We start from the raw sequence: 21534 nt of genomic DNA, 5'->3' as shown, positions 1-21534 counted from the left end.
TCAAACTATATAGAATAACCATTAAATGATCCCACAGTGGATCATTTAATTTTTACAGTTAAACAAGGAATCATAACCATGAGCAAGCCCATCGTATTAAGTGGCGTTCAACCATCAGGTGAACTAAGTATCGGTAACTACTTGGGTGCTCTACGTCAATGGCAACAGATGCAAGACGATTATGATTGTCAGTACTGTGTGGTAGATTTGCATGCAATTACGGTTCGTCAAGATCCTAAAGCACTGCATGAAGCGACACTAGATGCGTTGGCAATTTGTCTAGCAGTTGGTGTTGATCCAAAGAAGAGTACGCTATTTGTTCAGTCACACGTTCCAGAGCATGCTCAGCTTGGTTGGCTTCTTAACTGTTACACTCAAATGGGTGAGTTGAGCCGTATGACTCAATTTAAAGATAAATCAGCACGTCATTCAAATGATGTAAATGTTGGTTTATTTGATTACCCAGTGCTAATGGCAGCGGATATTCTACTTTATGGTGCACATCAAGTGCCTGTAGGTAGTGATCAGAAACAACACTTAGAGTTAGCGCGTGATATCGCAACACGCTTTAATAATATTTATAGCCCAGAAGCGCCAATCTTTACAGTGCCAGAACCTTACATTCCACAAGTGAATGCTCGTGTTATGAGCCTACAAGATGCGACGAAGAAAATGTCTAAATCAGATGATAACCGTAAGAACGTAATCACGCTGTTAGAAGAGCCTAAGTCAATTCTTAAGAAGATCAATAAAGCACAAACGGATGCAGAAATGCCTCCACGCATTGCTCACGATTGGGAAAATAAGGCGGGTATTTCAAACCTTATGGGTCTGTACTCTGCTGCGACTGGCAAAACGTTTGAAGAGATCGAAGCACAATACCAAGGTGTTGAAATGTACGGTCCTTTCAAGAAAGATGTAGGTGAAGCGATTGTTACTATGCTTGAGCCGATCCAAGAAGAATACAAGCGTATTCGTGAAGATCGTGCTTACATGGATGCTGTAATGAAAGCGGGTGCTGAGAAAGCGTCTGAGCGTGCAGCTGTGACATTGAAAAAAGCGTATGAAGCAGTAGGTTTTGTTACTCGCCCATAGCATCTTATTGTATTTAGGTATCATCAATTGCTCGTAGGTTGACCTGCGAGCAATTTTTATTTTATCCATCTTATAAAGTAGTTCTTTTATGCTATTAATGATCGACAATTATGATTCGTTTACTTACAACCTATATCAGTATTTCTGTGAATTGGGTGTTGAGGTAAAAGTCGTTCGTAATGACGAGATCGATATTGTAGGTATTGAATCACTAAACCCTTCTCATTTAGTTATCTCCCCCGGCCCATGTACACCAAATGAAGCTGGCATTTCATTAGAAGCCATTAAGTATTTCGCCGGTAAATTACCGATTCTTGGCGTATGCTTAGGCCATCAATCCATTGCTCAAGTATTTGGTGGCGATGTGGTTCGAGCTAAAAAAGTCATGCACGGTAAAACTTCAGCAATAGTTCACACTAGTCGTAGCGTTTTCAAAGGGTTAAATAACCCGCTTACGGTGACACGTTACCACTCACTGATTGTGAAAAAAGAGACACTACCAGAGTGTTTTGAAGTGACAGCATGGACAGAAACAGAATCAGGTGAAATGGATGAGATCATGGGATTTTGTCATAAAAGTTTACCTATTGAAGGCGTACAGTTTCACCCTGAGTCTATTTTGACTGAGCAGGGTCATGAGATCTTACGTAACTTTATCCAAAAATAATTATTACCTTACCAATGATGAGCGATCTAGCTCACCCTTCTTACTTTTTCTTTACTTTTATAACGCATTTATTTTGATGCAACTTTATTCATAAGCTAAAGCGTTTCTTTTCTTATAAGATCGTTTACATATCAAGCAAGCTGCGATAGCTTGAGTTTATAACTATTCTAAAAAACTGATTTATCAGTCATTAGTTTATGTTGGATAATGCTTTTTTAGTTCAAAAAAAGAATTTTGTGCTATTGAAAAGGTTAATGGTTTGTAAATATTATGCAGGATAACGGCATACGCAGAAGGAAAGTGTGATGACGACCAATTCACAAGTCGAACGTAAAGATTTTAATGATGTAATGGTACCTTGTTATAACCCAATGGAAGTGATTCCTGTTAAAGGAGAAGGTGCTCGAGTATGGGATCAAACGGGTAAGGATTACATCGATTTTGCTGGAGGTATTGCAGTGAGCTGTTTAGGTCACTGTCATCCTATCATGGTTAATGCGCTGCAAGAGCAGTCACAAAAGTTATGGCATTTAAGTAATGTTATGACCAATGAGCCTGCGATTCGACTCGCTAAAAAGTTAACTGAAGTCTCTTTTGCTGAAAAAGTATTTTTTGCTAACTCAGGTGCTGAAGCGAATGAAGCGGCGTTGAAGTTAGCGCGTCGTTGGGCTGTGGATGTTCATAGCGAAGAAAAGAGTGAAATCATTGCTTTTAAACAAGGCTTTCATGGTCGAACTTTCTTTACTGTAACCGTTGGTGGTCAAGCTGCGTATTCTGATGGGTTTGGTCCTAAACCGGGTGATATTACTCATTTAGAATACAATAACCTTGCTGAACTTGAAGCGCATATGTCTGATAAAACATGTGCGATAATGATGGAGCCATTACAGGGAGAAGGGGGGATAATTTCACCAACCTCTGAATTTGTAAAAGGCGTAAAAGCATTATGTGAAAAGTACAATGCGCTGTTGATTTTTGATGAAGTTCAAACAGGTAATGGCCGAACTGGTGATTTTTATGCTTATCAAGGTTTAGGCGTTACACCTGATATTCTAAGTACTGCGAAGTCTCTTGGTGGTGGTTTTCCTATCGGAGCGATGCTTACAACGACTGAACTGGCTCAGCATTTAAAAGTGGGTACTCACGGTTCGACTTATGGTGGTAATCCACTGGCTTGTGCTATTGCGGAAGCGGTGGTTGAAGAAGTATCAAAACCTGACGTTTTAAATGGTGTTAAAGAGCGTGAGCAATGGTTCCGTTCCGGTCTAGAAGCATTAAATGCCAAATATCATATGTTTTCAGAGATCCGAGGAAAAGGTTTATTGCTTGGTGCTGCTCTAAATGAAGAGTGGCAAGGTCGAGCTCGTGACATATTGGTGGCAGCAGGAGAGCAAGGTTTGATGGTACTTGTTGCTGGCGTTAATGTGGTCCGATTTACCCCATCATTAGTGATTACAAAAGAAGAAGTTGAGTTAGGTTTTGAGCGTTTAGACAAGGCGCTTGCTTCTCTAACGAAATAACGCTTTAAAGAATATTAGGCAACTCATGGTCGAGTTGCCTTTGTTTTTGGCATCGGAGGGAATATTGATGCTTGTTATTCGTCCTATTACTCAAGAAGATTATCCTGCTCTTCATCAATGTGCCGTTGAATCTGGACATGGGTTTACTTCACTTCCTGTTAATGAAGAACAATTAAGAAATCGTATCGATCACTCGATAGATAGTTTTCAGAAAGACGTGACAGAGCCGGGTGTTGAAGGCTACCTCATGGTTGGTCAAGATTCGGTTACTGGAGAGGTAACTGGTACAACAGGTATTGAAGCCGCTGTCGGTTTAGATTCGCCATTCTATAATTATCACATCAGTAAAGTTGTGCATTTTTCTCGTAAATTAGATGTGCATAATGTCGTGAAAGTGCTGACATTTGGCAGTAATTACACAGGAAGTACAGAGATCTGTACGTTATTTCTTCGTCCTGAATATCGAGAAGGATTAAATGGACGGTTGATGTCGAAAGCTCGATTTTTAATGATGGCAGAGCATCCTCATCGTTTCTCAGATACCATTTTTGCGGAGATGCGCGGTGTTTCAGATGAAGAGGGTGAATCGCCATTTTGGAAGTGGTTACAAAAACACTTTTTCTCTATTGATTTTACTGAAGCTGATTACTTAACTGGCATTGGCTACAAAGGCTTTATCGCAGATCTCATGCCGAAACTTCCTATTTATGTCAGCCTATTAAGTAAAGAAGCTCAGGCTGTAATTGGGAAAGTTCATGACAATACAAAACCTGCTTTAAAGCTACTAGAAAATGAAGGTTTCCGCTGTCGAGGATACGTTGATATTTTTGATGCAGGCCCAACGGTTGAATGTGATTTACGCAGTATAGAGTCTGTTCGTAATTCGTTTAAAGCCAAAGTGATTATTACTGAACATAGCAGTTCGCAGCAGTATTTGATTGCAAATACATCGTTCGAAAACTTTAGAGCAACGGCAACGACAGCTGCATACGATAAAGCCACGGATACTGTTCATTTAACACCAGAAGCAGCAGAAGCATTGCAAGTTGACGTTGATGATTACGTACGTTTATTAGCTCAATAGGGGACACAGGATATGACACATTGGATTGCAGGGGATTGGATTTCAGGCGAAGGTGAAACGATACAATCGTTAAGTCCTTATAACAGTGAGGTGGTGTGGAAAGGCGAAAGTGCTACTGAGGCTCAGGTTGAGTCTGCTGTTAATGCTGCTCGTAATGCTTTTATTGAGTGGAAGAAATTGCCATTTGAAAATCGCCAAGCCATTGTGGAGCGCTTTGCTGAGCTAGTGAAAGAGAATGCCGATTCAATTGCTGAAGTGATAGCAAAAGAAACGGGTAAGCCATTTTGGGAAACCAAAACAGAAGCGGGTGCCATGGTGGGTAAGATAGCGATATCGATTCGAGCTTATCATGAAAGAACTCCCTATAAAGAGCGTGAAGCTGCAGGAAATAAAATTGTACTCAGACATCGTCCATTAGGTGTTATGGCTGTCTTTGGACCGTATAACTTTCCTGGGCACCTACCTAACGGTCATATTGTTCCTGCATTACTTGCAGGTAACACCGTGGTACTTAAACCTTCAGAGCAAACCCCATGGACAAGCGAAGTGATCGTGAAACTGTGGCAAAAGGCTGGGTTACCTAAAGGGGTCATTAATCTCGTTCAGGGGGCGAGAGCAACGGGTGAGGCACTAGCCAACGCTAAAGGTATTGATGGCCTTTTATTTACGGGGAGTGCGAATACCGGCCATATCCTACACCGTCAATTTGCAGGTGATACAGGTAAAATGTTGGCTCTCGAAATGGGAGGCAATAACCCAATGGTGATATCAAAAGCATTCGGTGATTTAGATGCAACGGTATATACCATAGTGCAATCTGCATTTATTAGTGCAGGACAACGTTGTACTTGTGCTCGACGTTTGTATGTTCCTGAAGGAGAAAAGGGTGATGCCTTATTAGCACGTTTAGTTGACGTCACTAAAAATATTCATGTTGATCAGCCTTTTTCTGAAACGACGCCATTCATGGGGCCACAAATATCCATTTCTGCTGCTGAATTTATTTTAAATGCTCAGACTCATTTACAAGCATTAGGCGGTGAATCGTTACTGGAAGCGAGAAGTTTGGGTCATGCATTTGTATCTCCTGGGATAATCGATGCAACAAATGTCGCGGAATTACCAGATGAAGAATACTTTGGTCCACTATTGCAAGTGATACGTTACGCAACATTAGAGCAGGCGGTAGAACTGGCTAATGATACGCGCTATGGATTATCTGCGGGATTGGTTTCAACCGATGACAGTGAGTGGGATTATTTCGTTGAACATATTCGTGCAGGGATTGTAAATCGAAACCGTCAATTAACAGGAGCCAGTGGTGATGCGCCATTTGGTGGTCCGGGTGCATCAGGTAACTTAAAACCAAGTGCTTATTATGCAGCAGATTATTGTGCTTATCCGATGGCATCAATGGAAGGTGATGCGTGTGAGATTCCTGAGCAATTATCTCCGGGTTTAACTTTGTAGGAGTGCTGAAAATGAATAATGTAAACACACTTTTTTCATCATTATGGCAAGACTATATTACACGTTTGTCGCCATCAGCTGATAAAGTCCATCAATTGCTATCCAGTGATGGCGATATTGTGAATGACCACATTGCCTTAAGAACGTTTAATTTACCTAAGGTTGGTTTATCAACATTAGCCGCTCCCTTTTTAGCTATTGGGTATAAACCGTGTGATGAATATGAATTTTTTGCTAAAAAATTGAAAGCACAACATTTTGAGCACCCAGATCCTAATGCACCACTTGTATTTATCAGTGAGCTATTGGTTGAAAAATTATCTGATGAGGCTCAGACCATCATTAAATCATTAGTAGAACAAGTTCCTGCTCATTATTTTGCAACTCGTGACTTTCTGTCTTCAGGCAGACCGTGGTCTTTAAGTTTTGATGAATATAAAGTGCTAGCAAAAGAGAGTGAATATGCTTCTTGGTTAGCTGCCCATGGATATGGAGCAAATCATTTTACCGTGTACGTAAATCAACTTGATGGATTTGATGAAGTGGTTGATGTTAATCAGCACCTACGTAATGCTGGATTTAGTATTAATGAGGTGGGTGGAGAAGTAAAAGGCTCTCCAGAGGTTTGTTTAGAGCAATCATCTACTATGGCGGATAAAGTGATGGTGAAATTTAGTGATGGTGAGTTTGAGATCCCCGGTGGATTTTACGAATTTGCTAAACGCTATGAGTTACCAAACGGTGAGCTATACAAAGGGTTTGTTGCGGCTTCTGCGGATAAAATCTTTGAAAGTACTGACGGGTAAAACCGCCACTTTTAGATATAAAAAAACGCAGCTCAAGGGCTGCGTTTTTATTTGTTTAAAGTAAATGTTAAATTAACGAGTACCGTAAACTACAATTGTTTTACCGTGCGCTGAAATCAGGTTTTGCTCTTCAAGCATCTTCAAGATACGGCCAACAGTTTCACGTGAACAACCAACAATTTGACCAATCTCTTGACGAGTGATCTTAATTTGCATGCCATCTGGGTGAGTCATTGCATCAGGTTGTTTCGCAAGGTTCAGTAGCGTTTGAGCGATACGGCCTGTAACGTCTAGGAATGCTAAGTCACCTACTTTTTGGCTAGTGATTTGTAGACGAGTTGCCATTTGCGCAGAAAGACGCATTAGGATATCTGGGTTAACTTGGATAAGTTGGCGGAATTTCTTGAATGAAATTTCTGCTACTTCACAAGGGCTTTTCGCACGAACCCATGCTGAACGCTCTTGACCTTCTTCAAATAAGCCAAGCTCACCAATGAAGTCACCTTGGTTTAGGTAAGAAAGGATCATTTCTTTACCTTCTTCATCTTTGATAAGTACAGCAACAGAACCTTTTACGATGTAGTAAAGAGTTTCCGCTTTTTCACCAGCGTGAATTAGTGTGCTCTTTGAAGGGTACTTATGAATGTGACAGTGAGACAAGAACCACTCTAATGTTGGATCTGTTTGAGGTTTACCTAGAACCATACTTTATACTTCCTCTGCGTTTGCCAAGTAGGCGATGTCCATTTTAAAATAACTGAGCCAAATATCAGTTTGGCCTATACAATATGGTTATCGGAACAAGGCTGCATGTTCGTTGAGATAATTAACAAAATCATACCTTGTTTCGCAATTGATTTCTTGACTTTGATCGTATGAATTGTGCGACCAAGGGCACAGTTTCGTGAAATGGATCACGAGTTTTCCTTTTAAGTAGTAAAGAGGCTTTTATGAACGCTGAAGTTAAATGGATTGAGGGATTGTCTTTTTTAGGTCAATCTCAATCAGGTCACTCTATTGTTATGGATGGCAATGGGGGAGAAAAAGCACCAAGCCCGATGGAAATGGTCTTAATGGCTGCTGGAGGATGCAGTTCTGTTGATGTTGTTGATGGACTTAAATCGGCAAATCAAGAAGTCACAGCTTGTGTTGCTAAGCTATCTAGTGAGCGTCGCGAAATCGCACCAAAGTTGTTTACTTACATTAATATTCATTTTGAAGTAACAGGTAACAACCTAGATTCAACGGTTGTCGAGAAAGTCACTGCGGATTCATTGCAGAAATATTGTTCAGTGTGCTTAATGCTTGGTGAGGGTGTAAAAATGACGCACTCATGGGAGATTGTTCCTGCTTAAGCTTTAAATCTGTCTGGTTTTGTATTAGAAAAAAGCCTCGCAAGTTAATACCTGCGAGGCTTTATTTTTAAGTTGTAAGAGATTACAGAATGAAACGGCTTAGATCTTCATCAGCAACCAATTCACCTAGGCGTGAACTTACATACTCAGCATCAACAACTAAGCTTTCACCGTTCTTCTCAGAAGCATCGTAAGAGATCTCTTCCATTAGTCGTTCCATCACTGTGTGTAGACGACGAGCACCGATGTTTTCAGTGGTTTCATTTACTTGGAATGCAGATTCAGCAATACGGCTGATGCCATCTTCTGTAAACTCAACTTTTACATTTTCGGTCGCTAATAGAGCAATGTATTGTTCAGTTAATGATGCATTCGGCTCCGTTAAAATGCGTTTGAAATCATTTGCTGTTAGTGCTTCAAGTTCAACACGGATTGGTAAACGACCTTGTAATTCAGGGATCAAGTCAGATGGTTTTGCCATTTGGAATGCACCTGAAGTGATGAATAACATATGATCGGTTTTCACCATACCGTGTTTAGTACTAACTGTGCTGCCTTCTACTAATGGAAGTAAATCACGTTGAACACCTTCACGAGATACATCACCAGAGTGAGAGTTTGAACCCTTACAGATTTTATCAATTTCATCGATAAACACGATACCGTGGTTTTCTACATTGAAGATAGCTTGTTCTTTTAGCTCTTCAGGATTAACCAGCTTCGCACCTTCTTCTTCTGTTAGTGCTTTAAGTGCATCAACGATTTTCATTTTGCGTTTTTTCGTTGTATTGCCACCTGAAAGGTTTTGGAACATACCTTGAAGTTGGTTTGTCATCTCTTCCATACCTGGAGGAGCCATGATTTCAACGCCAACCTGAGGTGCAGCAACATCCACTTCGATTTCTTTATCGTCTAACTTACCTTCGCGTAATTTTTTACGGAAAGATTGGCGTGTACCAGAATCGTTATCGCCTTCTTCATTATTGCCCCAAGCGTCACGAGCTGGTGGCAGTAAGATATCTAGAATGCGATCTTCTGCGTGCTCTTCAGCTCGGAATTTTACTTTTTCAACCGCTTGTTGGTGCGTCATTTTGATCGCAACATCGGTTAAATCACGAATGATGCTTTCTACTTCTTTACCAACGTAACCCACTTCTGTGAATTTAGTTGCTTCAACTTTGATGAAAGGTGCGTTTGCAAGTTTTGCTAAACGGCGAGCGATTTCAGTTTTACCCACACCGGTTGGGCCAATCATCAGAATGTTTTTTGGTGTTACTTCTGTGCGCAACTCAGGAGCAAGTTGCATACGACGCCAGCGGTTACGAAGTGCAATGGCAACTGAACGTTTTGCTTTATCTTGACCAATAATATGGCTATCTAATTCGTGTACGATTTCACGAGGAGTCATCTCAGACATGGTAATTCCTTATTCTTGATTAAGCGTTCAGTTCTTCAACTGTGTGGTTGTGGTTGGTGTATACATCAATATCGCCAGCAATCGTCAGTGCTTTAGTTGCAATTTCGCGAGCGTCTAAATCGGTATTTTCTAACAGCGCTGTTGCTGCTGAACGAGCGAAATAACCACCAGAACCAATAGTTAATAAGTCATTATCAGCATTGATTAGATCACCGGTACCACTGATGATTAATGATGTTGTTTTATCTGCAACAATTAGCATTGCTTCAAGACGACGCAATGCACGGTCACTACGCCACTCTTTTGCTAGTTCTACTGCGGCTTTTGTTAGATTACCTTGATGCATTTCTAGCTTACGTTCACACAGGTCGAACAGAATAAATGCATCAGCTGTGCTACCAGCAAAGCCAACTAATACTGAGTCATTGTATAAGCGACGTACTTTTTTTACGTTGCCTTTTGCGATCATATCGCCTTGAGATGCTTGGCCATCGCCAGCAACCACGACTTTGCCTTCACGGCGTACAGAAACAATTGTAGTCACGAGTAAAACCTCTTTTTCGATGACGTCAATAAATGAAAGCAGACGACCATCTTCATGATTATTACTATTGTAATGGGGGAAGGTAAGGCGCTTTTCAAGATGAATAGATAGAAAAAAGGAGCACTAGATGTGCTCCTTTTATTAAATATGTGATGTGTTATTGATTTCGGATGATGGTTTTATTGATCTTTCCAAATCGCACAAGGTTCGATTTTTGCGCGTTGCAGTTTGTGACGATCTTTCTCTGCATCTCGTTTGAATTTATATGGTCCAAGAACCACTTTATACCAGCTACTACCTTCAGCATGACGGACGGTAGAGGTTATGCCTTGAAAAGCGATATTCATCTTACGTTCTTCAGCTTGTGAGCGGTTTTTATAAGCGCCACACTGCATAATGTAAGGGATCTCAGATACTTTTAATTCTTTTTGTTCAACGGTTATTTCTTTATTTGGCAGTTCATCCATGTAACTCCATTGCTCTTCTGGCAGTGGTGGGATGTCTTCTGTGGATGTTGTTTTCTTTGGTTTAACAGGAACAACTTCGGTTACTGGTGCTTTAACTTCTGGCTCTGGTGAGTCATTAAGAAAATAGAGTGCGTAGCCAAAAACCATAACTAAAAGAGCGGCAACGGCAACTGCTTTCCATGGCGTAGAGCCATTAGACATAGGTTGTTTAGCGCCTTTTTTCTTAGTTGTTTTTTTTGTCGCTTTCTTAGGAGAGCGTCCGCGTTTTACATAATCTTTATTGGCCACAATCTTTACTTTACACAAATTCACTGATGGTCGTTTATGGTAATCAGTTGTGTGAACTCATACCAGTATTTGTGTAAAAAAGTACGCAAAAAGTCACTATTTAGACAAATTGATTGTCTAGAGTTATGACTTTTTGGCGTTAACGTGGCTTAAAGAATGAATCGAGATGTTTTATTTGTTTTTTGGGGACGCCGTACTCTCTCTAACAATCAATGAGGATTCGAGTAATCGAGAGCCTGAACGAACATCATGGCCTTTTAATAATTCAAGTAGCATTAGCATAGATTGACGACCAATTTCATAACGAGGTTGCGAAATAGTCGTTAATGCAGGATCACAATATTGAGAGAATTCAATATCATCAAATCCCATGATGGAAATGTCTTGAGGCACTCTAAAACCCATTTGTTTCGCTTTTTGAATCGCTCCGATTGCCATAATATCGTTATGACAAAAGACGGCAGTTGGTGGCGTTGAAAGAGAAAGAAGTTGAGTGATTGCTTTTGCCCCCGCTTCGAAAGTGAAATCACCATATTGCACATAAGAGGCATTCATGGTGATCCCCGCTCGGCGAAGTGCTTGCTGGTAACCTTGATGTCTGAACTGACAGAGCGCGGAGCTCTCAGGGCCAGATAATTCGGCAACGTGCTTATGCCCTAACTTAGTAAGGTAGTTAACTGCTTCATAGGCCGCTGTAAGGTTATCGATATGAACGGTTGGCAGTTCTAATTCTGGTGCATATTCACACGCCATTACAAGAGGTGGTAAATTTTTTTGTTCTTGGCGACTAACGTTAAAAGGGAGATCTGAACCAAGTAATACCATGCCATCAACTTGCTTGGTATACACAAGGTTTACAAAGGAGTGTTCACGTTTTTTTTGCTGACTGCTGTCGCCCACTAAAATGACATAACCATTTTCAACGGCAGCATCTTCAATACCACGAATAATGTCACTAAAGTAAGGATCGCAAATATCAGGAACAATCGTCACAATGGTTTTTGACTCATTGCGTCGTAATGTTCGAGTTAACGTGCTTGGTGAGTAACCCGTTTCTAATACTGCATCTTCAACCCGCTTACGAGTGGATAATGATACTTTTTCTGGTGTCATTAGTGCTCGTGATACCGTTGCTGTTGACACTCCTGCCGATAAAGCAACGTCCTTCATTGTCGCCATAATTATCTTCTCCCCAATACTTTTATCTTAAAAGTAAACGATTGCTCTATTTGAATGAGAAGATATTTTATTCATAAAATAAAGATTTAAATACGGCTCGTTTAACAAAAATTACATCTGTATTGTGATTTCTCTCACATGAAGACCGATTGTTTCACTTTTTCAACAGGAAAATTGTTGATAAAACCGACATTAACTTAAATCTTGTGGCTCAATATCTAAAGTCCATCGAACTTTTTTTGCTAGGGGTAAAAGTTCGATGGCGGTTTTTGCACCGCGAAGCATTGATTGCATTACCGTCCGATTTGGTGCTTGAAATAATAATTGCCAGCGGTATTTACCAGCACGACGGGCTAATGGTGCAGGGATCGGCCCAAGTACTGGTGTTGCATCATGAAATTGTGGGTGGCTTTCTAAAATATCACGCACTTGCCGTAAGAATTGTTCCACGTTTTCGTTATTATTTGCTTCCGCTCTAAAAAGAGATAAATGGGTATAAGGTGGTAATTGAGCAAATTTACGCTCTTTTAAAGCGTGCTCTGCAAAATGCCCATAACCATGATGTAATAAGCTTTGTAGTAGTGAGTGCTCAGGGTGGTGAGTTTGTAGAATTACTTCACCTGGTTTACTTGCACGTCCAGCACGTCCAGCAACCTGAATAAATAATTGAGCCAATCGTTCAGGCGCTCGAAAATCACTACTAAACAGAGAGCTGTCTACGTCGATTAATCCAACCAAAGTAACGTTAGGAAAGTGGTGGCCTTTTGCCAGCATCTGAGTGCCAATTAAAATTTGGTATTCATTGTTCTTAATCGCTTCTAAATAGTCTTCTAAGCTGCCTTTACGACGAGTGCTATCTCTATCTATACGAACCGTTTTGTATTCGGGAAATAGATTGGTTAATTGTGTTTCTAGTTGTTCTGTACCAACACCGACAGAAATTAACTGTGTCGATCCACACCCCTGACATTGATGAATAATTGGCTGTTGTGAACCACAGTGGTGACAACGAATTTCATTTGAGTGTTGATGGAAAGTATAGAAAGCATCGCAACGTTTACATTCAGCCATCCAACCGCATTCATGACACATTAGTGCTGGTGAAAAGCCTCTGCGGTTTAAAAACAACATAACCTGATTGCCCTCAGATAAATGTTTTCTCATCTGAGCAATTAATGGTGCTGATAAACCACTATTAAGATATAAGCCTTTTACATCAAGAACACCATGACGAGCAGGAATAGCAGTACCTGCGCGTTTGGTTAGTGTTAGATGATGATATTTTCCAACATTCGCATTGTGTAATGTTTCTAACGCTGGCGTTGCCGAGCCTAGAATAATAGGGATGTTATCTAAGTTGGCTCTCATCACGGCTAAGTCACGTGCATGGTATCTCATGCTGTCTTGTTGCTTATAAGAGGCATCATGCTCTTCATCAACAATGATGATCCCTAAATCATGAAAAGGCGTAAATAGAGCTGAACGAGTACCAATGATGATACCGGCGTGATTATCTCTTGCTGCTAGCCATGCATTTAAACGTTCAGTGTCATTAAGTCCTGAGTGAATAACATCAACAGGTACATTAAAGCGACGCTTAAAACGATTAATGGTTTGTGGAGTTAAACCAATTTCAGGAACCAAGATAAGCGCTTGTCGTCCGGCTTTTAAAATTGGTTCTAGAAGCTGTAAATAGACTTCCGTCTTTCCTGACCCCGTAACCCCTTCTAATAGATAACAACCAAATTCACGATTCGCATTGACCGTAGCAATAGCGATAGATTGCTCTTCATTGAGTTGAGGTTTTTCTTGAGTGACTTTAACATCTCGATACCAGTAGCTTGGTGTCGGAGCGAGAGATACCTCTTCAATCCAACCTTTATCTGAAATCGTTTTTAGTGTGGCTGCAGTGACTTCTTCTTCAAGCATTTGCTCATGGCTGCATTGTTGATGCCTTACTAAATTGAGTGCTTTGGCTTGTTTGGGAGCTCGGGTTAGCTTATTTAAATCTTGATTCTTACCTAGCTCGGTAATTTGCCAAGCTTTTAACGAAGCAAAATTGGCTTCTCTTCCTTTTCTAAGCCATGAAGGCATTGCATTCGCTAAGGTATCTCCTAATGGATACTGATAATACGTACTGCTCCAATTTAATAATTTGTATAAATTGGTAGGCCATAAGCTTTGTTCATCAATGACGACATCAATGGCTTTTAATTTCTCACGAGCAAACTCAGATTCATTGCTGAGTTTTGTTACCACACCAATTAAACGCTGACGCCCAAAAGGAACTTTTACTCGTCCACCGATCACAGGTTTTTGCTCTGATTTAATAAGATAATCAAAGGTGCGATCAAGTGGAACAGGCAGTGCAACATGAGCGATTGAATAGGGCATGGTTAACATCATTAAGAAATTGGAATGAGAATAGTCTACCCTTAGATAGAAATATCGCAAATGGGTAAAAAAATCGGTGAAAAAAGTAACAGATCAGTTGATTGATCGCTCCAGATTCATTACTATACGCGACCTTAAGTAAGTGTAATCCATTTACGCTTATTATTTTTGTTAAACTACGTGTGGTGTCCGGCATTAGAATCGGATAGCGACACGGCCTAAACTATTAAGGTTTTCCCATGAAAGTAGGTATCCACCCAGAATACACAGCTGTTAAAGCTACTTGTTCTTGCGGCAACGAGTTCGAATTCAACTCTGCACTAGGCAAAGATTCAATCCACCTAGACGTATGTGACAAATGTCACCCGTTCTACACTGGTAAGCAACGTATCGTTGATACAGGCGGCCGTGTTGATCGCTTCAACAAACGTTTCGGTGCAATTGGTTCTAAGAAATAATTACCAATTTCCGATAAAAGAGGAGTCCAATAGGGCTCCTTTTTTTATGTCTGCAATTTACGATTTGTTCATTTCTGTATTCGATTATTCTTATTGTGTTTTTATTTTTTCTGTATTTAGTTGAATTATCACTAACTCAAATTTGTACGATAGCTCGGCATTTTTGTTGGTACGATCTGTAAGCAAAGGCTATGAAGTTTGAGCTAGATCAACTAATATAGAGGTTTACTATTTTGACGTTACCTTTTAAATCAGGAAACCATCATGTCTGAAGAATTTCGCAAGCAAGCTCTAGATTATCACGCTTACCCAACTCCAGGTAAAATTGAAGTTGCATTGACTAAACCAGCTGACACAGTAGAAGACCTTGCACTGGCTTACAGCCCTGGTGTTGCTGAGCCTGTACGTGAAATTGCAAAGAACCCTGATGATGTTTATAAGTACACATCAAAAGGTAACATGGTTGCGGTTATTTCAAATGGTACGGCGATTCTTGGTTTAGGTAACTTAGGTCCTCTTGCATCAAAACCAGTAATGGAAGGTAAGTCGCTTCTTTTTAAACGTTTTGCAGGCTTAGACTCTATTGATATCGAAGTAAAACACCGTACGATTGATGAGTTTGTTGATACGGTTGCCAATATTGCAGATACATTTGGTGGTATTAACTTAGAAGATATTAAAGCACCAGATTGTTTTGAGATTGAACGTCGCCTTATTGAGCTTTGTGATGTACCTGTATTCCATGATGATCAACATGGTACTGCGATCGTAACTGCTGCTGGTATGCTAAATGCGATTGAGCTGCAAGGTAAGAAGTTAGAAGATGCGATCATTGTATGTTTAGGTGCTGGTGCTGCAGCGGTAGCATGTATGGAGCTACTTATTAAGTGTGGCGCAATGCGTGAGAAGATCTACATGCTGGATCGTAAAGGTGTGATTCATACTCGTCGTGACGATATTAATGAGTATAAACAACGTTTTGCAAATAATACTGATAAGCGCACATTGCAAGATGTTATCGAAGGTGCCGATTTATTCTTGGGTGTATCTGGTCCAAATTTATTAGATGCAGAAGATCTGAAGTTAATGGCTGATAAACCAGTTGTTTTTGCATGTTCAAACCCAGATCCTGAAATTAAACCTGAATTAGCTCATGAAGTTCGTTCTGATCTAATCATGGGTACAGGCCGTTCTGATTATCCAAACCAAGTAAATAACGTACTTTGCTTCCCATTTATCTTCCGTGGTGCGCTAGATGTGCGTGCAAGTGAAATTAATGATGAAATGAAGTTGGCTGCTGTTGATGCAATTCGTCAATTGGCTAAAGAAGAAGTACCCGTTGAGGTATTAAAAGCCGCGGGCGTTGAATCGCTGACATTTGGTTCTGACTATATCATTCCAAAACCAATGGATCCTCGTTTACTTCCACGTGTTGCTAAAGCGGTAGCACAAGCTGCTGTTGATTCAGGTGTCGCTCGTATTGAAATGCCTGAAGGATACATGGAAGCGTAATTCGCTTTATCTTTCGTGTAGAAAAGGCTTCTAACTAATTAAGTTAGAAGCCTTTTTTTATTAAGGTAAGAAATTATTTTTGACTTTCTAAAGCTTGAACAAATGTATCTTGAGCATCTTTAATTCCCAACGCTTTTGCTTCCTCTAGTAGTGCTAATGCTTTAGGTATGTCGTTTGTTTTTACTGCTTCAACAATAGCCTCTTTATAGAAAGTGTGGGTTTCTGGTTGTGCTGATTTTATTGCTACTTTAGGTTGTTGAGCAGCTTGTTTATTCGCTTGTAATGAAAGCGTTTTTATCGATAGCTTTAGTTTACCAAAACGCTCATAAGCATAAGTTGGATCCGTTACCATTGGCATCGGTTCACCTAATTCTTCCGCTCTGATCCTTGCTGGGTGCTTCACCTTAATAGACTGACCTAAATACTCATTAGAAGAATAGATAATAAAATAAGGGGTCTTAGCTGCATCAAGTTGGAAATTTAATTGAAACTGAGTTCGAGTAAATGCATCGGATGGTTTGATATCAAATTGGTCTAAACTTGTTGTACTTACCACATTAAACTCATGATCGAGAGCAATGAGTTTTGGTGCCGCAACAGAGTCATTAATCATTAAACTAGAGAGACGAAGTTGTACTTTTCCTGAACGTTCAGCGAATTTGAAGGCATTAAAATAGCTGTTTCCATCAGAAAAATGACCAATAGGTGAATCTTTATCTAATTGGAAATCGATATCTTCCGTTGTCGCTAGTTGTATCCAAGGATATTGAGAAAAGTCACTACAGCATACTTGAGAGTTTGCGAGCGGTTCTATCGGCTGTTGTTGTATGGCTTCGGTTGAAGAACACGCAGTCACAGAGAGACCGATAAATAAACTAAGTAACAATTTTTTCGTGTTCATCACGATACTCCATTATTAAGGTGATAATAAACGCAAAAAGGCAGCCATTTGGCCGCCTTTCACTTTAACTCAGTTAGAACCAGATTTCAGTGTGTACACCGATAATTGTTTCTGACTTACCATCTTTAATGCCAATTTGTTTAGCACTTGCTTCATCATCAGCGGTAATGTAGCTCACGTATGGTTTGATTTGTGGACGGCCGAAATAGTCAGCGTTCACTGTAAATGCAGCTGCTAATTCAACGTTAATAATGTCACTCTTCAGATCATCACCTGTACGTCCCCAATAACCTTCAGCACCTTCTTCATGAGCGTAAGAACCTGTTGCTTCAAGACGAAGGTTATCGTTTACTTTGTATGATGGACGTGCCGCAACGATGTAACGTTTTAGATCTTTTGCACCAAATAATTCATCTAATGCCGCAAAATACGTTACTTCAGAACCCATTTGCCAGTTTTCAGAGATGTTTACCACACCACCAGAAGTGAAGAAGATAGATTCAGCATTGTCATCGCCGCCTGACCAGCTACCAAAGTTCACACCACGGTTTTGAGCTGCGCCTTTACCGTAAGCAATCGCTGTTTGTGACCAACCATCTAGGCCGTAGTAGCTAGAGTTTAATGTGATAGAAGCACCAATACCGTCATCATCTTGAACGTTAGCTTGAGTAATGTATTTGAAATCAAAGTCTAAGCTACCAAAGCCAACATCAACACCGTAGTAGTATAAATCATGTGAGGTTAGTGTTTGTCGACCATCAGCACCAGGGCCATTATTGATATCACCGTCTGTATCTGCAGCAACAATTGCAATACCTGCTGTGTTGCCTGCAATCTTAGTTTGGATACCAGCACCAACACCTGATGATTGTTTCCAGAATTCACCTGATAGTGCACTTGCAGAACGGTTTAGGTAACGTTGACCACCCCAGATAGAGGTATCTTCACCTAGGTAAGATAAGCCACCAATTTCAACATAGGTTTCTTTGATTTCAAATTGTGCTGTTGTGTTGGCTTTTTGGCTGCCTGGAGATGAGTAAGCGTAAGAGTTACCATTACCGTATTCTGAACGAACAACAAAATCAGACCAAACACCATTTGCGTGCTCAGTATGTTTTTTGATTACGAATTCAACTTGGTTAGTACTTTTTCCGTGTGTACCTGCGGTTTTGTAATCTGGCTTACCAAATTCAGTATCTACTGTTTCACCATCTACCATACGGAAGTTCATTGACGCGTAACCGTGTACTTCCCAACCATCTGAAATAACATCAGTTCCATTTACTTTTTCAACTTTTGGTGCAGCTTCGTCACCTGCGATGACATCCAGAGCAACATCGGTTTCAGCAAGTGTAGCGCCAGAAAATAATGCTGTAGAAACAGCAGCGGCAAGCAATGTGTATTTATTCATTTTCATCGTAAAATCCTATTTCCTTTTTTCAGGATATTTTGATTTGAAAACGTTTACTTAACTCATGGCAGTGTAGGGAAGTGAAGTAAACATCTGTCGTTATCGAACGAGACACAGATTAAAAATAAATAGGTATTTTGCCCTCCTCCTCTTTTTAAGGATGATAGGGCGTAGTACTAAGGAGGAGAAAAATGAATGGCAGGTCTTCTTTTGATAATAATCACACTTAGTAGGAGTGATTGAAAATATTTATGAGATAAGGCTCACGCCGAAAGATATTTTGAAATTGGAAATAATGAGGAAAATCGTAAAAGAGTGAAATTAAGAAATAATCAGAAATGTGATCTAACCAACAATAGACATTGTTGGTTAGAAATAGTTCATATTTTATTCATTAATTTAAGGTAAAGGAGGGGTTATTTACACCTAGAAACCATCATTGATTTTGGTTCTCCTTGAGATGTAAATTCTAAGCTCCAAACGTAGTTACCATCTTCAGGAAGATAAATGGCAGTGTCTTGGCCATAGCCACCAGTAATTAATTTATTTGATTTTCCCAGTTTTGGTGATAGTCCCTCTGCTGTGTATTGAGCTTCCCAGTTTTTGGTCGCATATTGCATTTTATAAGGGCCTCGTTTTTCATTGATGACCACTTGGTAAATGTTGTTTCCTTTGTATTGATAGGCTCTGGTTTCTTTATGGCTCCAGCGAGAGTCAGAGAAATCGCCAACTAAATATAAGGTATCTTGTAAAGGGGCATTGATGTCTGTGATCGTAGGGTTATTACATTGCGCCATAAAGCCGCTGCCATATAGTGCGATTTCTTTTTTCGCTATGATAGGTCCAGTACTATTTGGCTCTTCTATTTTTAAAAAGCGACTTTCAAAGTTGGGTAATGGAATGGTATATATTCCATTTATTGAAGTGAAAACCTGTCCAGTGATTAGATCTACAATGTGACCTTTCGAACCAAGCAGTTCTTCATTTAGAGAGAGAATTTGATCTTCCTCTTGAGTACTTACCATATAAATAATCGCATCATTTTGAGATTGCTTATGATCGATATAGACCTCTTTATTTGCCACTAGATTAACTCTTTTACCCTTAGATAGAGCTGGGTGCTTAATACGCAATTGCATTAATGTGGTGACGTAATTTTTTAAATCCGTTTGCTCTGGAGTTAGGTTAGCTGTAAGGCCATCAACTTTTGCTGATGATCGAGCAATGTGATCGTCACAAAGCCCTTTAATGGCGCAAGTGTCTTTATTCTCTTTTTTGGAAAATCCTTCTACTTGATCACCAATTTCATCACCATAGTATAGAGTTATTGGGCCTGTATAAGCGGCTTGAAAAGAGAGCGCCGCTTTGTGTCGGGTCCAATAGTTTTTGTCATTTGGATTAGCAATATCACCACGTTGAAGTAAATCACCAAAGCGAACGACATCATGATTTCCTAGCATTAAATTAGGCACTGCATGAGAAGGGTAAAGCTCGTGCATTTGCATACCTTGATTAAGCCAATCTCCCCCTTTTTGTCCTACACCACTTTCATTAACTGCAAAGGTTTCAGCAACGCGAAAACGCAGAGGGAAGTCAAAAGCCGAGCAAAGAGCTGGATTTTGTTCGCTGCCATATCCTGTTTCTGTTATGTAGTTTTCGTTATTCCAGATCTCGGCAACCATATAGCTGAGAGGATTTACTTGTTCACCTTTATTATTGGTATAAAAGGTCTCTTTTGAGGCGACGTCAACGGCTTTACGAATGTTCGTCCAAGATTGTGTTGGTACTTGGTAAGCTTGGTCTAACCGCCACCCGTCGATCTTTAGCTCTTTAATCCAGTAGGTTGCTACTTCTTTATAAAAAGCTTCACTTTCAGGGTAGCTAACAGGATTGTGCTCTCCAGCTGGAAGTAACCCTGTTGGGGATGGTTTAATCAGTCCTTTTTTATGGTGGCCAAACACACCATCAAATAATACGTAAATACCGCGCTTATGAGCTTCTTCAACTAATTCTTTGGCTTTCTCTAATGTGCCAAAGCGTGGATCTATTTTAAAAAAGTCAGTAGCAAAATATCCGGTGGCATCGAGCTTATCTGCCCAATGGTCTTGATTGTCGAGAGGGGCAGATTCAAAGACTGGAGTCATCCAAATAGCATTCATACCAAGCGATTGAATGTAATCTAATGAATCAATAATTCCTTGTAAGTCACCATTATGATGACTAGGACCGTAGCCTGTACCATGTCCAATAGTGCTATCGCCATCAACAAAGCTTTCGACCATGATTTGGTAAATTCGTAAGTCATCACTTTGTGCCATCATTTGTGGGTCACATTGATAAGCTAAAGGGGATGTTTCATTATTAGATGTTGAGCTACATGCGCTCAAAAGGGAGGTAATAGCAATAGCTATTGTGGTTTTTGCGATCTGTTTTTTCACAGTAAGTCCTTTATATTTATAAGTAGGGCACTGTGATTATTTATTAGCCAAGAGGGAATGTAATCCTCCTAATTTTATTAAAAGAAGGAGGAGACAAAAGGAGGAGGAATAAAACGTATTTACTCTTCGTCAAACGCTTCGAATTCGATCCCCATTGCCGTCATTAATGCTTTTGCTTCAGCTGGAATATCATCTGGACGATCTTTACGTAGATCTTCATCTGTTGGTAAAGGCTGACCAGTATATGCGTGTAGGAATGCTTCACACAATAATTCACTGTTTGTCGCATGACGTAGGTTGCTTACTTGGCGACGAGTACGCTCGTCAGTAAGGATTTGAAGTACCTTTGTTGGAATAGAAACAGTAATTTTTTTTACTTGTTCGCTTTTTTTACCATGTTCGGCATAAGGACTTAAATAGTCACCATTCCAATCAGCCATTGTTCACCTTCGTTCAGAATTATTGATGTATATAAGTAGAATAGGCGATTTTAGCGATATTTACCGCTAAAAGTAAAGACATATAGAC

At 40.1% G+C, this 21534-nt stretch carries 19 protein-coding genes; 9 read left to right on the top strand and 10 right to left on the bottom strand.

The window, feature by feature from the left end:
- Positions 1-78: 78 nt before the first annotated feature.
- From trpS to GNP81_RS01125, 6 genes are all read left to right on the top strand, one after another.
- Positions 79-1095 (top strand): tryptophan--tRNA ligase, encoded by a 1017-nt coding sequence (gene trpS / locus GNP81_RS01150; protein ID WP_005421081.1) that lies wholly within the window; start codon positions 79-81, stop codon positions 1093-1095.
- Between the two features lie 88 nt (positions 1096-1183).
- Positions 1184-1762 carry an aminodeoxychorismate/anthranilate synthase component II gene (locus GNP81_RS01145; RefSeq protein ID WP_155674257.1) on the top strand — a complete coding sequence of 193 codons (579 nt, stop codon included), beginning with the start codon at positions 1184-1186 and terminating at the stop codon, positions 1760-1762.
- 305 nt (positions 1763-2067) lie between these two features.
- On the top strand, positions 2068-3282 hold the full coding sequence (locus GNP81_RS01140) for an aspartate aminotransferase family protein (RefSeq protein WP_155674258.1): 1215 nt from the start codon (positions 2068-2070) through the stop codon (positions 3280-3282).
- A 67-nt stretch (positions 3283-3349) separates the two neighbouring features.
- Positions 3350-4366 (top strand): arginine N-succinyltransferase, encoded by a 1017-nt coding sequence (gene astA, locus GNP81_RS01135; protein WP_065622793.1) that lies wholly within the window; start codon positions 3350-3352, stop codon positions 4364-4366.
- Between the two features lie 12 nt (positions 4367-4378).
- The gene (astD, locus tag GNP81_RS01130; protein WP_155674259.1) at positions 4379-5836 is read left to right on the top strand and encodes a succinylglutamate-semialdehyde dehydrogenase; all 1458 of its coding nucleotides are present in this window, start codon (positions 4379-4381) and stop codon (positions 5834-5836) included.
- 11 nt (positions 5837-5847) lie between these two features.
- The gene (locus GNP81_RS01125) at positions 5848-6642 is read left to right on the top strand and encodes a DUF1338 domain-containing protein (protein WP_155674260.1); all 795 of its coding nucleotides are present in this window, start codon (positions 5848-5850) and stop codon (positions 6640-6642) included.
- 72 nt (positions 6643-6714) lie between these two features.
- On the opposite strand, the gene crp is transcribed toward GNP81_RS01125, so the two are convergent.
- Positions 6715-7347: a cAMP-activated global transcriptional regulator CRP gene (gene crp / locus GNP81_RS01120; protein WP_005421074.1), complete on the bottom strand. Its 633-nt coding sequence runs from the start codon at positions 7345-7347 to the stop codon at positions 6715-6717.
- 245 nt (positions 7348-7592) lie between these two features.
- Between crp and GNP81_RS01115 the strand changes: the two genes are divergently transcribed.
- Positions 7593-7997, top strand: a complete 405-nt coding sequence (locus GNP81_RS01115) for an OsmC family protein (RefSeq protein ID WP_155664441.1) — start codon at positions 7593-7595, stop codon at positions 7995-7997.
- An 82-nt stretch (positions 7998-8079) separates the two neighbouring features.
- On the opposite strand, the gene hslU is transcribed toward GNP81_RS01115, so the two are convergent.
- From hslU to priA, 5 genes are all read right to left on the bottom strand, one after another.
- On the bottom strand, positions 8080-9414 hold the full coding sequence (gene hslU, locus GNP81_RS01110; protein WP_155652396.1) for an HslU--HslV peptidase ATPase subunit: 1335 nt from the start codon (positions 9412-9414) through the stop codon (positions 8080-8082).
- A gap of 19 nt (positions 9415-9433) precedes the next feature.
- Positions 9434-9958 (bottom strand): ATP-dependent protease subunit HslV, encoded by a 525-nt coding sequence (gene hslV, locus GNP81_RS01105; RefSeq protein WP_005421069.1) that lies wholly within the window; start codon positions 9956-9958, stop codon positions 9434-9436.
- 179 nt (positions 9959-10137) lie between these two features.
- Entirely contained in the window at positions 10138-10713 is a 576-nt protein-coding gene (locus tag GNP81_RS01100) for an SPOR domain-containing protein (protein ID WP_047863558.1), read from the bottom strand.
- A 171-nt stretch (positions 10714-10884) separates the two neighbouring features.
- Positions 10885-11892 carry a DNA-binding transcriptional regulator CytR gene (gene cytR, locus GNP81_RS01095; RefSeq protein WP_155674261.1) on the bottom strand — a complete coding sequence of 336 codons (1008 nt, stop codon included), beginning with the start codon at positions 11890-11892 and terminating at the stop codon, positions 10885-10887.
- A 192-nt stretch (positions 11893-12084) separates the two neighbouring features.
- Complete coding sequence (gene priA, locus GNP81_RS01090) at positions 12085-14286, bottom strand: primosomal protein N' (RefSeq protein WP_196587401.1); 2202 nt, start codon at positions 14284-14286, stop codon at positions 12085-12087.
- Between the two features lie 239 nt (positions 14287-14525).
- On the opposite strand from priA, the gene rpmE reads away from it, so the two are divergent.
- On the top strand, positions 14526-14744 hold the full coding sequence (gene rpmE, locus GNP81_RS01085; RefSeq protein ID WP_005421061.1) for a 50S ribosomal protein L31: 219 nt from the start codon (positions 14526-14528) through the stop codon (positions 14742-14744).
- Between the two features lie 264 nt (positions 14745-15008).
- Complete coding sequence (locus tag GNP81_RS01080; RefSeq protein WP_012533332.1) at positions 15009-16256, top strand: malic enzyme-like NAD(P)-binding protein; 1248 nt, start codon at positions 15009-15011, stop codon at positions 16254-16256.
- Positions 16257-16329: 73 nt separating this feature from the next.
- On the opposite strand, the gene GNP81_RS01075 is transcribed toward GNP81_RS01080, so the two are convergent.
- The 4 genes from GNP81_RS01075 to metJ form a co-directional block, all read right to left on the bottom strand.
- A complete protein-coding gene (locus tag GNP81_RS01075) occupies positions 16330-17157 on the bottom strand; it encodes a MalM family protein (protein WP_155674263.1) in 828 nt (275 codons plus the stop codon).
- Positions 17158-17230: 73 nt separating this feature from the next.
- Positions 17231-18574: a carbohydrate porin gene (locus GNP81_RS01070; RefSeq protein WP_155674264.1), complete on the bottom strand. Its 1344-nt coding sequence runs from the start codon at positions 18572-18574 to the stop codon at positions 17231-17233.
- Between the two features lie 410 nt (positions 18575-18984).
- On the bottom strand, positions 18985-21006 hold the full coding sequence (locus tag GNP81_RS01065) for an alpha-amylase family glycosyl hydrolase (RefSeq protein ID WP_336495404.1): 2022 nt from the start codon (positions 21004-21006) through the stop codon (positions 18985-18987).
- Positions 21007-21125: 119 nt separating this feature from the next.
- Entirely contained in the window at positions 21126-21446 is a 321-nt protein-coding gene (gene metJ, locus GNP81_RS01060) for a met regulon transcriptional regulator MetJ (RefSeq protein ID WP_005421050.1), read from the bottom strand.
- Positions 21447-21534 lie beyond the last annotated feature (88 nt).

Source organism: Aliivibrio fischeri, assembly GCF_009727955.1.
GTDB lineage: Bacteria > Pseudomonadota > Gammaproteobacteria > Enterobacterales > Vibrionaceae > Aliivibrio > Aliivibrio fischeri_A.
This window is presented reverse-complemented; position numbering and strand designations above follow the sequence as displayed.

What these genes read in the sequence shown, in the direction of transcription:
- GNP81_RS01140 (WP_155674258.1), top strand. Translation starts at nt 2,068, where the DNA reads ATGACGACCAATTCACAAGTCGAACGTAAAGATTTTAATGATGTAATG.
- GNP81_RS01115 (WP_155664441.1), top strand. Translation starts at nt 7,593, where the DNA reads ATGAACGCTGAAGTTAAATGGATTGAGGGATTGTCTTTTTTAGGTCAA.
- astA (WP_065622793.1), top strand. Translation starts at nt 3,350, where the DNA reads ATGCTTGTTATTCGTCCTATTACTCAAGAAGATTATCCTGCTCTTCAT.
- cytR (WP_155674261.1), bottom strand. Translation starts at nt 11,892, where the DNA reads ATGGCGACAATGAAGGACGTTGCTTTATCGGCAGGAGTGTCAACAGCA.
- metJ (WP_005421050.1), bottom strand. Translation starts at nt 21,446, where the DNA reads ATGGCTGATTGGAATGGTGACTATTTAAGTCCTTATGCCGAACATGGT.
- hslU (WP_155652396.1), bottom strand. Translation starts at nt 9,414, where the DNA reads ATGTCTGAGATGACTCCTCGTGAAATCGTACACGAATTAGATAGCCAT.
- GNP81_RS01125 (WP_155674260.1), top strand. Translation starts at nt 5,848, where the DNA reads ATGAATAATGTAAACACACTTTTTTCATCATTATGGCAAGACTATATT.
- rpmE (WP_005421061.1), top strand. Translation starts at nt 14,526, where the DNA reads ATGAAAGTAGGTATCCACCCAGAATACACAGCTGTTAAAGCTACTTGT.
- crp (WP_005421074.1), bottom strand. Translation starts at nt 7,347, where the DNA reads ATGGTTCTAGGTAAACCTCAAACAGATCCAACATTAGAGTGGTTCTTG.
- trpS (WP_005421081.1), top strand. Translation starts at nt 79, where the DNA reads ATGAGCAAGCCCATCGTATTAAGTGGCGTTCAACCATCAGGTGAACTA.
- priA (WP_196587401.1), bottom strand. Translation starts at nt 14,286, where the DNA reads ATGCCCTATTCAATCGCTCATGTTGCACTGCCTGTTCCACTTGATCGC.
- GNP81_RS01075 (WP_155674263.1), bottom strand. Translation starts at nt 17,157, where the DNA reads ATGAACACGAAAAAATTGTTACTTAGTTTATTTATCGGTCTCTCTGTG.
- GNP81_RS01080 (WP_012533332.1), top strand. Translation starts at nt 15,009, where the DNA reads ATGTCTGAAGAATTTCGCAAGCAAGCTCTAGATTATCACGCTTACCCA.
- GNP81_RS01070 (WP_155674264.1), bottom strand. Translation starts at nt 18,574, where the DNA reads ATGAAAATGAATAAATACACATTGCTTGCCGCTGCTGTTTCTACAGCA.
- astD (WP_155674259.1), top strand. Translation starts at nt 4,379, where the DNA reads ATGACACATTGGATTGCAGGGGATTGGATTTCAGGCGAAGGTGAAACG.
- GNP81_RS01145 (WP_155674257.1), top strand. Translation starts at nt 1,184, where the DNA reads ATGCTATTAATGATCGACAATTATGATTCGTTTACTTACAACCTATAT.